The organism is Pseudomonas sp. PDM22 (assembly GCF_014851965.1).
Lineage (GTDB): Bacteria > Pseudomonadota > Gammaproteobacteria > Pseudomonadales > Pseudomonadaceae > Pseudomonas.
The window spans coordinates 209,897-223,733 of the sequence record NZ_JACVAR010000001.1 but is presented as its reverse complement, the minus strand read 5'-3'; the positions used below and the strand labels follow the sequence as shown (position 1 = coordinate 223,733).

Sequence of the window (13,837 nt, the reverse complement as noted above, 5' to 3'; positions counted from 1 at the left end):
GTGTGAAGCGTGCGATCCTGCTGTTGCCCCTGGCGATCTTCCTGGTCGTCGCGGTATTCCTCTTCCGTGGCCTGTGGCTGGACCCCAGCGAGCTGCCCTCGGCGCTGATCGGCAAGCCGTTCCCGGCGTTCTCCCTGCCCAGCGTCACCGAGCCGGGCAAGACCTACACCGAGGCCGACCTCAAGGGCAAGCCGGCGCTGGTCAACGTCTGGGGCACCTGGTGCCCGACCTGCCGCTTCGAGCACCCGGTGCTCACCGATCTGGCCGCCAAGGGCGTGGTGATCTACGGCATCAACTACAAGGACGACGGCGCCGCGGCGCAGAAGTGGCTCAAGGAGCTGCACAATCCCTACCTGATGAACATCGCCGACGTGCAGGGCACCCTGGGTCTCGACCTGGGCGTCTACGGCGCGCCGGAGACCTACATCATCGACAAGGACGGCATCATCCGCCACAAGCTGGTCGGCGCCGTCGACGAGAAGGTCTGGCGCGAACAGCTGGCGCCGATCTACCAGGGTCTGGTCGACGAAGCGGAGGGCAAATGAAGCGACTTCTCGCCGCCGCCGCGCTCGGGCTGTGCCTGACCGGCATCGCCCACGCCGCCATCGACACCTACGAGTTCGCCAACGACGCCGAGCGTGCGCGCTTCCGCGAACTGACCACCGAGCTGCGCTGCCCCAAGTGCCAGAACCAGGACATCGCCGACTCCAACGCGCCGATCGCCGCCGATCTGCGCAAGCAGATCTACACCCAGATGGCGGCCGGCAAGAGCAACCAGCAGATCGTCGACTACATGGTCGACCGCTACGGCGAGTTCGTGCGCTACAAGCCTGAAGTCAGCGAGCGCACCTGGCTGCTCTGGTTCGGCCCCGCCGCGTTGCTGGGCCTGGGCGTGATCGTCATCGGCGCCATCGTCGCGCGCCGTCGGCGCCCTGCCGCTGCCACCTCCACCACGCTGTCCGCCGAGGAGCAGGCGCGTCTCGACCAATTGCTGGATAACCAAGACAAATGATCGATTTCTGGCTCGCCGCCGGCCTGCTGTTGCTGGTGGCCCTGGCATTTCTCCTCGTCCCTCTGCTGCGCGGCCGCAAGGCCCAGGCTGAGGAAGACCGCACCGCCCTCAACGTCGCCCTGTACCAGGAGCGCCTGGCCGAGCTGGGCTCCCAGCGTGACGCCGGCACCCTCGACGCCGCGCAGTTCGAAGCCGGCCGCGCCGAAGCAGCTCGCGAGCTGCTTTCCGACACCGAAGGCGCCGGCGATGATCGCCGCTCCCGTCTCGGCCGTGCCGCGCCGCTGGTGGTAGCGCTGGTCCTGCCGTTCCTCGCGCTGGGCCTCTACCTGCACTGGGGGGCCAGTGACAAGGTCGAGCTGGCTCGCGAATTCGCTACCGCGCCCAAGTCCATGGAAGAGATGACCTCGCGTCTGGAGCGCTCGCTCAAGGCTCAGCCGGACTCCGCTGAAGGCTGGTACTTCCTCGGCCGCGCCTACATGACCCAGAACCGCGCCGCCGACGCCGCCAAGGCCTTCGAGCAGGCCGCGCGCCTCTCCGGCCGCCAGCCGGAAGTGCTCGGCCAATGGGCGCAGGCGTTGTACTTCGCCGGTGACAAGGCGCTGAGCCCGGAAGTCCGCGCACTGGCCGACGAAGCGTTGAAGAAGGACCCGCAGGAAGTCACCACCCTCGGCCTGCTCGGCATCGCCGCGTTCGAGGACGAGAAGTACGCCGACGCCATCGACTACTGGGGCCGTCTGGTCACCGTGCTGCCACAGGACGATCCGTCCCGCGACGCCATCGCCGGTGGCATCGAGCGCGCGCGCCAGCGGATGGTCGAGAAGGGCCAGACTCCGCCCGAAGCCCCGGTTGCTGCCGCCACTGCTGGCGTGACCCTGAAGGTGAAGGTCGACCTGACCGACGCCGTGAAGGGCCAGGTCAAGCCGGACGACAGCGTGTTCGTCTTCGCCCGTGCCGTGAGCGGCCCGCCGATGCCGCTGGCGGTGAAGCGCCTGAAGGTCTCCGACCTGCCCAGCGAGGTGTCGCTGAGCGACGCCGACGCGATGATGCCGCAGCTCAAGCTCTCCCAGCATCCGCAGGTGCAACTGGTCGCGCGCATCTCCCGCGCGGGCAACGCCACTGCCGGGGAATGGATCGGACGAAGTGCTTCGTTGTCTACTTCCCAGGCGGGCGAGCAGAGCGTGACAATCGACAGCCCGGATCAGAAGTAATCACGACAAGAGAGGGTTGAGCGATGAAGGGCAGATTGCTGGCGCTGGGCGCCATGCTGGTACTGGGTGGTTGCGTGGTGCAACCGCAGCAGCCGGAGCAGCCGCCTTCGCAGATTCCGCCGCCCTCGCAACCGAGCAAGCCGATCCCGCCGGCCAAGACCTCCAGCTCGCCGATCACCCCGCAGCCCAGTGCTGCGCCGGCCGCCAAGCGCCCGACCCAGTTCGCCCCGCCGCCCGGCGGCAAGGGCCGCTGGGACGCCAGCCTCGGCGTCTACGTGATCCAGGGCCAGAAGGACCTCTACTACCGCCAGCGCACCTACTACCACTGGGACAGCGGCTGGTACTGGGGCGTCGGCCCGCAAGGCCCCTGGACCGAGACCGACAGCAGCGGCGTACCGCCGGGGCTGACGCGTAAATACGCCCAATAGGGCGCACCCGGATAGCAGGGAGCCTGGGCGCTCAATCGAACGTCCCCATCTCCGTCCCCAGCTCTATCACCTCCACCCGATTGCGTCCGCTCGCCTTGGCCTTGTACAGCGCCTTGTCCGCCGCCGCGTAGAGCCCCTCATAGGTGCCCGGAATGCCGGCCTCCAGGCAGGCGATACCGAAGCTCGCGGTGAGGTAGAGCAGGCCGTCCTTCATCGGCAGCGGGGTTTCCTCCAGCAGCCGGCGCACCTTCTCGGCGATCACCCGTGCCTGCGGCTGCGAGGTGTCGGGCAGCAGCAGCAGGAATTCCTCGCCGCCCAGGCGCGCCACGCTGTCGCCGGTGCGGGTGTAGTTCCTCAGCAGGCTGGCGGTGTGGCGGATGACCTCGTCGCCCAGCGGGTGGCCGTAGCGGTCGTTGATGAACTTGAAATGATCCAGGTCCACCATGAGCAGGCTGATCGGTGCGGGCTGACGGGCGGCTCGCGAGAGCTCCATGCCCACCAGTTGGTCGAACTGGCGGCGGTTGAACAACCCGGTCAGCGGATCGTGCCCGGCGAGGTATTCCAGCTGGCGGTTCTTTTCCTCCAGTTCCAGCCTTTGCCGGCGGAGGAACTCGCGCTGGCGCAGGTTGCGCACATGGCCGTGCCAGAGGATGAACGACAGCACCAGGCCGATGCCGCAGATGGTCAGCCCGCCCATCTGGTTCGACAGGCGCAACTGCGGGCTGGCCTGCGTCAGGACCATGGTCACCTCGAAGGCGGCCAGGGCGAGGATATAGAGGGCGACGGCCAGGCTCGGGCGCAGCAGGATCAGCAGGGCGGTGGCCACGGAGGACATGAGGAAGGGCGTGATGCTGCTGGTGACCTGCTGGTCGGCACCGGTGATGGCGATGCCGAACCCCAGCACCAGGATGCTGCCGAGCACGGTGAGGGTCTGCATGTAGCGCAACGATGCGCTGCGGCGCGGTGGTGCAGCCAGCCAGGCGAGCAGGCCGAGGAGGGTGAAGAGCACGGCGACCACGGCGTGGACGCGGATGATGTCCACCCGCCAGCCGTCGTACTCAGCGCTTGAACCCTGCAGATTGAGGCGGAATACCAGGATGTGGATCAAGTCGAAAGGCACCGCCAGCAGGGCGGAGAAGTACAGGCGCCGCAGGTTTTCCCGGGCGATCGGCAGCGCCAGTGCGTCGTTGACGGCAATGGCGTGGTGCAGACGCTGAAGCAACGTCCTGGACACGGGCTCTGGCCTCCTGCGCAAGTGCCGGCCACTAGCAGGATAGACGCAGCGCCGCTTCGCTGTGGTGTGGATTGAAATCGACGTGACTTGGCGCGACACCGGCGCAGTCACAGCCCGCTACGCTGAAATTTCCGAGCGTGGCAACAAATTGGCTTGGAACATTGTCGGATAAGCCCTCGGCGGGCATAGTCCGCAACCCGGTTTACCCAAGGACGCTGCCATGAACCCCCAGGACGCTGTGATGAATCCAGGTGCGCTGTCATGAATAGAGTGCAACGACTGTCGGCGCAACAGGGCCTGGATGCCGAGCGCGCACTGCTCGACGCCACCTTCGCCGGTGAGCGCGACAGCGGCCTGCTGTTCTGGAGCCCGCTGGAACAGTCCCTGGTGATGCCGCGCCGGCTGAGCCGCCTGGAAGGCTTTGCCGCCGCCGAGGCCGCCTGCGCCGGGCTGGGCTGGCCGATCGCCCTGCGTGATACCGGCGGCGAGCCGGTGCCGCAGTCCGCCGGGGTGCTCAACGTCGCGCTGGTCTATGCGATCCCGCCGGGCGACAACGAGCAGACGCGCATCGAGACCGCCTACCTGCGCCTGTGCCAGCCGCTGTGCGACTGGCTGGCGGCCTTGGGCCTCGATCCGGGCCTGGGGGAAGTGGAAGGCGCTTTCTGCGATGGCCGCTACAACGTCAACCTGGGCGGGCGCAAGCTGGTGGGTACCGCCCAGCGCTGGCGCCGCCGGCCCAGCGACGGGCGCTACGTGGTGCTGGCTCACGGCGCCATCCTGATGGAGAACCAGCGCGAGCCGATGGTGGCCGCGGTGAACGCCTTCTACGAGCACTGCGGGCTCGATGCCCGTGTGCGCGCCGGCAGCCATGTCGCGCTGGACGAGCGCTACGAGCAGCCCTGGGACCAGGTGGACGCCCTGGCCGGGCAGTTCCAGCGGCACCTGCTGGCCGAGGGCGTGGCGTTGGATGTATGAGATGAACGACGTGGGTGGATCTTCGCTTCGCCCCAACCCTTCCAAGGAGTCTTGATAGATGGAACATGGGACGAATTACCTGCAGTCGGCAGTGGTCTTCCTGCTCGCGGCGGTGTTCATGGTGCCGCTGGCCAAGCGGCTGCAACTGGGCGCCGTGCTCGGCTACCTGCTCGCCGGGGTGTTCATCGGCCCGTCACTGCTGGGGCTGATCGACAACCCCGAAAGCGTCGCCAGCCTGTCCGAACTGGGCGTGGTGCTGCTGCTCTTCATCATCGGCCTGGAGCTTTCGCCCAAACGCCTGTGGGTGATGCGCAAACAGGTGTTCGGCGTCGGCCTGGCGCAGGTGCTGCTCACCGCGCTGGCCATTGGCAGCGTAGCGGTGCTGGCTTTCGACATGCCGGTGAATACTTCCGTGGTGCTGGGCGGCGGCCTGGCGCTGTCGTCTACCGCCTTCGGCCTGCAGATTCTCGCGGAGCGCAAGGAGCTGAACAGCCCCTACGGCCGCCTCGGCTTTGCCATCCTGCTGTTCCAGGACATTGCCGCGATTCCGCTGATCGCCATGATCCCGCTGCTGGGCGCGCGCGCCGATTCGGCGGCGCCGGGCGGTGACCTGGCTCACGTCATGGAAGTGGTCGGCAGCATCGCCGTGGTGGTGATCGGCGGTCGCTTCCTGCTGCGCCCGGTGTTCCGCTCGGTGGCCCGCACCGGTCAGGCTGACCTGTCCACCGCTACCGCGCTGCTGGTGGTGGTCGGCACCGCCTGGCTGATGGAGTGGGCCGGTGTGTCCATGGGCCTGGGCGCCTTCCTCGCCGGCCTGCTGCTGGCGGACTCGGAGTACCGCCACGAACTGGAAGCACAGATCGAACCCTTCAAGGGCCTGCTGCTCGGCCTGTTCTTCATCAGCGTGGGCATGAGCGCGGACCTCGGCCTGCTCAAGAGCGAGCCGCTGGTGGTGCTCGGCCTGACCCTGCTGTTGGTGGGCATCAAGCTGCCGCTGCTGTTCCTCATCGGCCGTCTGGCCGGCGGGTTGGACAAGGTCTCGGCGATCCGCCTGGGCGTGCTGCTGGGCGCCGGTGGCGAGTTCGCCTTCGTGGTGTTCAAGCTGGCCCTGGCCCAGGGGCTGATGGACGGCAAGCTGCACTCGCTGCTGGTGCTGTGCATCACCCTGTCCATGGCGATGACGCCACTGCTGGTGCTGGCCCTGGCGCGCAGCATCAAACCCAAGCCCGCCGTGCTGCGCGAGCCTCCGCCTGAATACCGCCAATTGCCGGACGATGCGCCGCGCGTGGTGATTGCCGGCATGGGCCGGATGGGCCAGGTGGTTGCCCGTATCATGCGCGCCCAGGGCGTGCCCTTCGTCGCACTGGATACCTCGGTGGACACCATCGAGCTGACCCGCAGCTACGGCAATATCCCGATCTTCTATGGCGACCCGCTGCGCCCGGAAATCCTCCGCGCGGCCCAGGTGGAGAAAGCCGAGTTCTTCGTCGTCGCCACCGACGATCCGCAGACCAACATCGAGACCGCGCGCCTGGTGCGCAAGCTCTACCCGCACCTGAAAGTTATCGGCCGGGCCCGCAACCGCCAGCACGTCTACCACCTGCTGGACGCCGATGCGACGCCGGTGCGCGAGACCTTCCACTCGAGCCTGGAGATGAGCCGCCTGCTCCTCACCGGCCTGGGCCTGACCGAGGAGCAGGTCGCCGCGCGCATCCGCCGCTTCAAGCGCCACGACGAAGCGGTGCTGATGGCACAGTACCGGGTCTACGACGACGAGACCGCGGTGATCCAGACCGCCCGCGAGGCGCGCAAGGAGCTGGAGACCCTGTTCGAGGCCGACCACCTGGAAGACCAGGGCATCGGCCACCACTGACCGGCCATTCCGCGCATCGATAGTGCTGGGGCGCCACGCGCGCCCCGGCGCATCCTCGGGCCTTCGCAACGGAGGCCCATCGATGAGCAACTACCGCACTTTCACCCGTGAAGACCGCGACGGCGTTGCCGTGGTGAGCTTCTGCCACCCGCCGATCAACCTGGTCGACCGCGCCATGGTCATCGACCTGCTGCACCTGGCCGATGAGCTGGAGCGAGACAGCGATACCCGCGTGGTGCTGCTGCGCAGCGCCAACCCGGATTTCTTCCTTGCCCACTACGACCTCGGCAGCCAGCTGGACGTGCCGCCGATGAAGCTGCCGGCCGGCATGGCCAGCCCGCTCAGTGCGCTGTTCAGCCGCTTCAGCCGGCTGCCGCAGGTGACCATCGGCGAACTGCGCGGCCGCGCGCGGGGCGCCGGCAGCGAATTCCTCCTGGCGCTGGACATGCGCTTCGCCTCCCGCGAGCGGGCGCTGCTCGGCCAGCCGGAAGTGGCGGTCGGTCTGCTGCCCGGTGCGGGCGGCACGGTGCGCCTTGCGCAAATGCTGGGGCGGGGCAGGGCGCTGGAGGTCTGCCTGGGCGGCGAGGATTTCGATGCGGATACGGCAGAGCGCTACGGCTGGATCAACCGGGCCCTGGCGGACGCGGAGCTGGAGAGGTTCTGCGAGGCCCTGGCGCGACGCATTGCGGCCTTCCCGGCGGCGGGCATCGCCCATGTGAAGGCGCTGGTGGAGCAGGTGACGGCGGCGGATCAGACGGCGTTGGTGGAGGAGTCGCAGCGCTTCGTCGGTGATATGTCGGCGCCGGAAACGCTGGAGCGGGTGCGCTGGATGATGGACAACGGCGGCCAGCAGGACGGGGATCTCGAGCGCGACCTGGGGGCCGCACTCGGGCGCTACCCGGGCTGAATCGCTGGCGAGGACGGCTTCACGCGGTTTTTGCCAGGATCGGTTCGTTCGCTACGGCGACCAGTACGGGGCGGGCCAGCTGATGCTTCACCGCCGGACGCGGCTGGCGGCTGACCGAGGGACGGCGGTCGGGGATCATCACGGCCGAGCCCGGCGAACGCAGGGTCAGCACGGCGATGCCACCGGCCAGCAGGGTGGTAGCGAGTACGACGCTGGCGAGGGCGACGTACAGCAGCAGCTCCACCAGGGAGCCAATGAGCAGCAGGAAATCGAGAATGACTTGCATGGTGGTGTCCTCTTGACGATCCGTTTGGGGGCGTCTCGCGAGTAGCCTGTTCGCCCCTGCGGCCCGACTGCGGGGCCGGCGAATCTCCTGCCAGCGAGTTGATGGGGCAAAGATGCCGCGCGCGGACTATCAAGAGAACTGAATGCGTCGACTGGTGACTATCGACGTTATCGATAGCGGCTGTAAGCCGCGGATTAGAGGGGCGCCCTGGTTATCCGCGGGCGCCCGCGACCTTGGTCGGGTAGACGGTCAGAACTTCTCGCCCGGCTGCAGGAAACGCCACTGGCCGACGGGCAGCTTGCCCATGGCCACGCCGCCCAGGCGCAGGCGGCGGATCGACACGGCGTGCAGGCCGACCGCGCGGCACATAGCGGCGATCTGGCCGGGGCGGAACTGCTTGCCGGCGAAGCGCAGGCGGGTCTCGCTCTGCCAGCTGACCTTCAGCGGCGGCAGTTCGCGGCCGTCGATCAGCATGCCGCGGCAGAGGCGCTTCAGGCCGTTGTCGGCGATCTGCCCGCTGACCTCGACCACGTACTCGTGCTCGATGTTGTCCGCCTCGTCCACCAGCCGGCGCTGCACGCCGCGGCTCTGGGTGTAGACCAGCAGGCCGCTGGCGTCGGTTTCCAGCACGGTGGTGTTGAACTGGTGGCCGAAGTGCTTGCGCAGCAGGCGCTGTTGCAGGTTGTCTTCGGTCCAGCGCTTGTCCGGCGTCAGCAGTTGCTGGGCGGAGTTGGCGCCGTTGCCGCTGCCCAGGCCGACCGGCTTGTGCACGAGGATGGTCACCGGCGGAATCGGGTCGGGAGAGGCGCCCGGCAGCAGTTCGATGCGCTGGGTATCGACCTTGAACTGCGGTTCCTCCACGCGCTGGCCGTCGACCGTGACCCAGCCACCCTCGATGTACAGCTCGGCGTCGCGGCGCGAACAGGGCAGCAGCTCGGCGAGACGCTTGGACAGGCGGATGGCTTCGGACATTTCGGGTAACCAGGCAGGGGAAAGCGTTCATTGTAACCGCAAGCCGGTGGAATGATCCGCGCCGTGTCCGGTCACAACCTCAGACCAAGCAACGAGGAAGCGCGATGCAGATCACCCTGATCGACGGCCTGGGCTGGGACCTGGACGAGCACGGCACCGGCGGCCTGACCAACCGGCGTGGCGAGAAGGTGCACCTGCGCCAGGGCGACATGGACGGCGCCTGCGGGCCCTACTGCCTGGTGATGGCCATGCTCGCCCGCAACCAGCTGGCGCGGCGCCAGGCCAAGGGGTTGGCGCCGGTGGATTCGCGGACCCGCTACGGGCGGCTGATGGAGGCGCTGAACCAGCACGAGACGCTGGTGCGCGTCGGCACCACGGGCGCCGACCTGCTGGAACTGCTCAAGGTCATCAGCGACAAGGAGTACCGCGTCGAGCGTGGCAACGGCACGCGGATGGTCGAGCTGACCCGGCGGCACCTGGAGGAGAACATCCCGGTGGTGCTCGGCTTCCATGGCCGCAAGGACAGTGACATCCGCCACTGGTGCCTGGCGGTGGGGATGAGCGACGACGCCTTCTTCCTCCTCGACCCGGCCCACGACCTGCAGCGCGGGCTGGCCTGGAACGCGGTGCTGACCACCCAGGCCAACGGTTCGCGCTTCGGTTATCGCTACCTGAATGCGAAGGGGACCTGGGCGGTGACGCTCAAGGAGATGGTGGCGCTGCTCTGAGCCTTTCCTGGCGAGAGTGGGCTCAGCGGGTGAAGCGGAACAGGTTGTAGCCACCGAGCTGTTCGGGCACCAGCAACACGAATCCATCGTACGAATTGCGCACTACGCCGACCACGTCGGACTCGCGTGCGGCGGCTTGCTCCAGCCCGCTGTAGCCGACCTGCGGGTCGTCGTTCACCGAAGCGCCGCCGACGAACACCAGCTGCCTGTCGTCCAGGCGCTGCAGGTAGCCGCTGATGCGCTGCGAGCCGCTGGTCTTCTCCAGGAACAGGCCCCTGGGCGTCTGCCGCACCGAGCACTTGAAGTTCGGGTAGCCGTACAGCGCTTGTGCTTCGAGCTGCACCGAGCGGCACTTCCAGTTGCCGGTGAGGGCGGTGTCGGCAAGCGGTTCCGGGTCTTCCAGCACGATGCGGTAGAGGTTCAGCGCTTCGTTGCGGGTGGTTTCGTCCTCGCTCTGCTGGAGCTGGTCGAGCAGTTGCTTGACCTGCGCGTCGAGGGTGGTCAGGCGCTGCTGGTCGGCGGCGTTGACCGCGGCCGGCCAGACGACGGCGGTCTCTTCGGCAAAGGCCAGCGGGGAGAGCAGCAGGCCGGTGGCGAGCAGGGCGGCGGTGAGGGTGCAGCGTTTGGACATCGTGTGCATTCCATTGCGGGTGAATGCCCGTAGCTCATGCCACGGGCGGGTGTCAGGTTTACGGCATCAGGGCGTCGGTTCGACCGGCGGCGCGACCGGCGCCTCGCGCTCGTGGACCCAGGACATGAACAGCTCATAGCCCAGGGCCAGCACCACGGGGCCGACGAACAGGCCGATGATGCCATTGCTGAGCATGCCGCCCAGGGCGCCGATCAGGATCACCGCCATCGGCACCTTGCTGCCACGGCCGAACATCAGCGGCTTGAGCACGTTGTCGGAGAGCCCGCCGGCCACCGTCCAGACGGTGAACAGGATGGACACCAGCAGCGAGTCGTTGGTCATGAACACATAGGCCACTGCAGGCAGGGTGATCAGCACCACCGGCAGCTGGGTGATGCCCAGCAGCAGCACACCCAGAGCCAGCAGGCCGGCGCCGGGGATGCCCATGACGATGAAGCCCAGGCCGAGGATCAGCGTCTGGATGAAGGCCACGCCCACCACGCCCTGGGCCACCGCACGGATGGTGCCGGTGCACAGCTCGGCCAGGCCCGGGCCACGGTCAGGGCCGGAAATGCGTACGGCAATGTCACAAGCGGTACGGCTGCCCAGCTTGCCGTAGGCCATGATCACCCCGGCGATGACGAAGGCGGCGAGGAACTGCATCAGCCCCATGCCGACGCCCGCCGCCTGCCCGGCGACCTTCTTCGCCACGCCCTGCAGGTGCGGCGCCAACTGGTGCGCGACGCCCATGAAGTCGGTGGCCACGCGATGCCAGAAGGGATAGACGTACTGCCCGATCACCGGCCAGTTCTGTACCGAGTCCGGCGGCAGCGGGATCTGCAGGGTGCGGTTCTGGATGGCGTGCACCAGGTCGCGCACCGAATCGGCCATGGACAACCCGATCACCACCACCGGCACCAGCAGGATTACCAGGCCCAGCACCACGATCAGGCTCGCGGCGCTGTTCGGGCGCTCGCCCAGCCAGCCGCTGAGCAACTGGTGCATGGGGTAGAGGGTAATGGCGAGGATCACCGACCAGAGCATCAGGTCGAGGAAGGGATGGAAGATGCGGAAGCAGAAAACGGCCAGCAACAGGATCAGGCCGGCGCGGATCAGCACATCGAGCAGGTTGCGCGACAGCAGCTTTTCCGGAGAGGGCAGCATGGGGTGCTCCTTGCGAGTGGCCTGGGATAGGCCAAGTCCTGACTATGGGCGGACTCTGCCCGAGTGCAAGGCGCACAGGCAACACAGGATCGACGGAATTGCGGAGGCTTTGGTGTAAAGCGGGGTATCAGGGAGGGGGAACGCAGGACGGGCGAAGCGGGGGAGGCGGGCAGCCTGCCGGGAGCCGGCAGGCTTGCCTGCGAATATTACTTCTTGCCGAGGCTGATGTGGCGGCTCGGTGCGCCGTAGTTCTGACCGGTCACGCCCTTGGCGATCTGCTGGATCTCACCGCCGGAGTTCAGGAAGGCCGCGATCTGGGCTTCCAGGGCTTCGCTGGTCGCGGTAGCGGCGGGGGCCTTGGGGGCTGCTTTCTGGCGGGTGGAGGGCTTGGTAGTCATATCTGCCATACCTGTCTGCGCAAATTGGCCGCCCATTGTACATCAAACGAGCACCTTTCGGGGCGGTTATGGAACGAACGGTCCCATTGCTCTGCCTGAATCGTCCTTCACGCGGCTCGCTGCGGCGGTGCTACCCTCTGCCCATTCCGGCCGTTCAGAGCCCGCCATGTCCCTGTTGTCGTCCCGCCAGCGCAATGCCCTGCGCCTGGCTCGTTCGTTTCTCGCTCCCTACCGCTGGCGGGCCCTCGGCGCCTTGCTGGCGCTGCTGTTCACCGCCGCCATCACCCTGTCCCTGGGGCAGGGCATCCGCCTGCTGGTGGACCAGGGCTTCATCACCCAGTCCGAGCAGTTGCTCACCCGCGCCATCGGCATCTTTTTCCTGCTGGTGCTGTGTCTGGCGGTGGGCACCTTCGTGCGCTTCTATCTGGTGTCGTGGATCGGCGAGCGCTTCGTCGCCGATATCCGCCAGCGCGTGTTCGACCACCTGATCGAGCTGCATCCCGGTTTTTACGAGAACAACCGGTCCTCGGAGATCCAGTCGCGCCTGACCGCCGACACCACGCTGCTGCAGTCGGTGATCGGTTCCTCGTTGTCCATGGCGCTGCGCAACGTGCTGATGCTGCTGGGCGGGATCATCCTGATGTTCTTCACCAACGCCAAGCTGACCAGCATCGTGGTCGCTTCGCTGCCGCTGGTGATCGCGCCGATCCTGCTGTTCGGCCGCCGCGTGCGCAGCCTGTCGCGGCTCAGCCAGGACCGCGTGGCAGACGTCGGCAGCTATGTCGGCGAGTCCCTCGGCCAGATCAAGACGGTGCAGGCCTACAACCACCAGGCGCAGGACCGCGCGCGCTTTGGCCGCACAGTGGAGGACGCCTTCGACACCGCGCGCAAGCGCATCATGCAACGCTCCTGGCTGGTCAGCGTGGTGATCCTGCTGGTACTCGGCGCGGTCGGCGTGATGCTCTGGGTCGGCGGCATGGACGTGATCGCCGGGCGCATCAGCCCGGGGGACCTCGCGGCCTTCGTGTTCTACAGCCTGATCGTCGGCATGGCCTTCGGCACGTTGAGCGAAGTGATCGGCGAGCTGCAGCGCGCGGCCGGTGCCGCCGAGCGCATCGCCGAACTGCTGCGCGCGCGCAGCGAAATCCATCCCCCGACCAGCGACCTGCTGCACCTGCCGGAGCGCATCGTCGGCAGTATCGAGTTGCAGGGCGTGCACTTCGCCTATCCGTCGCGCCCGGAGCAGTGGGCCATCGATGGCATCGACCTGCGCGTCGAACCGGGCGAGACCCTGGCGCTGGTCGGACCGTCCGGCGCCGGCAAGTCCACCCTGTTCGACCTGTTGCTGCGCTTCTACGACCCGCAGCAGGGGCGCATCCTGATCGACGGCCAGCCCATCGCCCGGCTCGATCCGACGGACCTGCGCCGCAGCTTCGCGCTGGTGTCGCAGAACCCGGCGCTGTTCTTCGGCACGGTGGAGGAGAACATCCGCTACGGCCGCCCCGGCGCCAGCGATGCGGAAGTCGAGGCCGCCGCCCGCGCGGCCCATGCCCACGAGTTCATCCTGCGCCTGCCGCAGAGCTACCGGACGCACCTGGGCGAGAGCGGCCTGGGCTTGTCCGGCGGCCAGCGCCAGCGCCTGGCGATTGCCCGTGCGTTACTGGTGGACGCGCCTATCCTGTTGCTCGACGAAGCCACCAGTGCGCTGGATGCCGAGAGCGAACACCTGATCCAGCAGGCACTGCCGGGGCTGATGCGCGACCGCACCACGCTGGTGATCGCCCACCGCCTGGCCACGGTGCTCAATGCCGACCGCATTGCGGTGATCGAGCACGGTCGCCTGGTGGCGCTGGGGCGGCACGCCGAGCTGGTGCTCAGCAATCCGCTGTATGCGCGGCTGGCGGAACTCCAGTTCGGCCAGGCGGAACACCTGTAGGAGCGGGCCATGCCCGCGATGCGCGTCGATGACGCGCGCCCGATCCGGCAACCGGCGGCAGCCAGAACGCGCCAATGCGCGTAGA

At 67.7% G+C, this 13,837-nt stretch carries 15 protein-coding genes; 9 read left to right on the top strand and 6 right to left on the bottom strand.

Features of this window, described 5'->3' with window-relative positions; translation table 11 throughout:
* Window positions 1–2 precede the first annotated feature (2 nt).
* Genes dsbE through IB255_RS01055 form a run of 4 tightly spaced genes read left to right on the top strand, consistent with a single transcriptional unit; the run spans window position 3 to window position 2,648 of the window.
* A complete protein-coding gene (dsbE, locus tag IB255_RS01070; protein ID WP_081519309.1) occupies window positions 3–545 on the top strand; it encodes a thiol:disulfide interchange protein DsbE in 543 nt (180 codons plus the stop codon).
* Entirely contained in the window at window positions 542–1,012 is a 471-nt protein-coding gene (locus tag IB255_RS01065; protein ID WP_081519310.1) for a cytochrome c-type biogenesis protein, read from the top strand. The genes dsbE and IB255_RS01065 overlap by 4 nt, the downstream gene beginning before the upstream one ends.
* Window positions 1,009–2,220 carry a c-type cytochrome biogenesis protein CcmI gene (gene ccmI / locus IB255_RS01060; protein ID WP_081519311.1) on the top strand — a complete coding sequence of 404 codons (1,212 nt, stop codon included), beginning with the start codon at window positions 1,009–1,011 and terminating at the stop codon, window positions 2,218–2,220. The genes IB255_RS01065 and ccmI overlap by 4 nt, the downstream gene beginning before the upstream one ends.
* A gap of 23 nt (window positions 2,221–2,243) precedes the next feature.
* Window positions 2,244–2,648: a hypothetical protein gene (locus tag IB255_RS01055; RefSeq protein ID WP_081519312.1), complete on the top strand. Its 405-nt coding sequence runs from the start codon at window positions 2,244–2,246 to the stop codon at window positions 2,646–2,648.
* A 31-nt stretch (window positions 2,649–2,679) separates the two neighbouring features.
* Here the strand turns inward: IB255_RS01055 and IB255_RS01050 are convergent, their stop codons facing one another.
* Entirely contained in the window at window positions 2,680–3,882 is a 1,203-nt protein-coding gene (locus IB255_RS01050; RefSeq protein WP_192209718.1) for a GGDEF domain-containing protein, read from the bottom strand.
* Window positions 3,883–4,143: 261 nt separating this feature from the next.
* Here IB255_RS01050 and IB255_RS01045 point away from each other — a divergent pair, with 261 nt between their 5' ends.
* The 3 genes from IB255_RS01045 to IB255_RS01035 all read left to right on the top strand — a co-directional run bounded on the left by IB255_RS01045 (window position 4,144) and on the right by IB255_RS01035 (window position 7,637).
* A complete protein-coding gene (locus IB255_RS01045) occupies window positions 4,144–4,857 on the top strand; it encodes a biotin/lipoate A/B protein ligase family protein (protein WP_192209717.1) in 714 nt (237 codons plus the stop codon).
* A 58-nt stretch (window positions 4,858–4,915) separates the two neighbouring features.
* The gene (locus tag IB255_RS01040; protein ID WP_081519315.1) at window positions 4,916–6,730 is read left to right on the top strand and encodes a monovalent cation:proton antiporter-2 (CPA2) family protein; all 1,815 of its coding nucleotides are present in this window, start codon (window positions 4,916–4,918) and stop codon (window positions 6,728–6,730) included.
* Between the two features lie 82 nt (window positions 6,731–6,812).
* Window positions 6,813–7,637 carry an enoyl-CoA hydratase/isomerase family protein gene (locus IB255_RS01035; protein ID WP_192209716.1) on the top strand — a complete coding sequence of 275 codons (825 nt, stop codon included), beginning with the start codon at window positions 6,813–6,815 and terminating at the stop codon, window positions 7,635–7,637.
* 19 nt (window positions 7,638–7,656) lie between these two features.
* Here the strand turns inward: IB255_RS01035 and IB255_RS01030 are convergent, their stop codons facing one another.
* Both IB255_RS01030 and IB255_RS01025 read right to left on the bottom strand, forming a co-directional pair.
* Window positions 7,657–7,923 (bottom strand): hypothetical protein, encoded by a 267-nt coding sequence (locus IB255_RS01030; protein WP_151187825.1) that lies wholly within the window; start codon window positions 7,921–7,923, stop codon window positions 7,657–7,659.
* A 249-nt stretch (window positions 7,924–8,172) separates the two neighbouring features.
* Entirely contained in the window at window positions 8,173–8,895 is a 723-nt protein-coding gene (locus IB255_RS01025; RefSeq protein WP_151187824.1) for an RNA pseudouridine synthase, read from the bottom strand.
* A gap of 104 nt (window positions 8,896–8,999) precedes the next feature.
* Here IB255_RS01025 and IB255_RS01020 point away from each other — a divergent pair, with 104 nt between their 5' ends.
* Window positions 9,000–9,623, top strand: coding sequence for a hypothetical protein (locus IB255_RS01020; RefSeq protein ID WP_081519319.1), 624 nt, complete (start codon window positions 9,000–9,002; stop codon window positions 9,621–9,623).
* A gap of 22 nt (window positions 9,624–9,645) precedes the next feature.
* Here the strand turns inward: IB255_RS01020 and IB255_RS01015 are convergent, their stop codons facing one another.
* From IB255_RS01015 to IB255_RS01005, 3 genes are all read right to left on the bottom strand, one after another.
* The gene (locus IB255_RS01015) at window positions 9,646–10,254 is read right to left on the bottom strand and encodes a DUF4893 domain-containing protein (RefSeq protein WP_168190527.1); all 609 of its coding nucleotides are present in this window, start codon (window positions 10,252–10,254) and stop codon (window positions 9,646–9,648) included.
* Between the two features lie 66 nt (window positions 10,255–10,320).
* Window positions 10,321–11,418 carry an AI-2E family transporter gene (locus tag IB255_RS01010; RefSeq protein WP_081519321.1) on the bottom strand — a complete coding sequence of 366 codons (1,098 nt, stop codon included), beginning with the start codon at window positions 11,416–11,418 and terminating at the stop codon, window positions 10,321–10,323.
* Between the two features lie 206 nt (window positions 11,419–11,624).
* On the bottom strand, window positions 11,625–11,825 hold the full coding sequence (locus tag IB255_RS01005; protein WP_024765957.1) for a hypothetical protein: 201 nt from the start codon (window positions 11,823–11,825) through the stop codon (window positions 11,625–11,627).
* A 157-nt stretch (window positions 11,826–11,982) separates the two neighbouring features.
* On the opposite strand from IB255_RS01005, the gene IB255_RS01000 reads away from it, so the two are divergent.
* Window positions 11,983–13,752, top strand: coding sequence for an ABC transporter transmembrane domain-containing protein (locus IB255_RS01000; protein WP_081519322.1), 1,770 nt, complete (start codon window positions 11,983–11,985; stop codon window positions 13,750–13,752).
* Window positions 13,753–13,837: the final 85 nt, after the last annotated feature.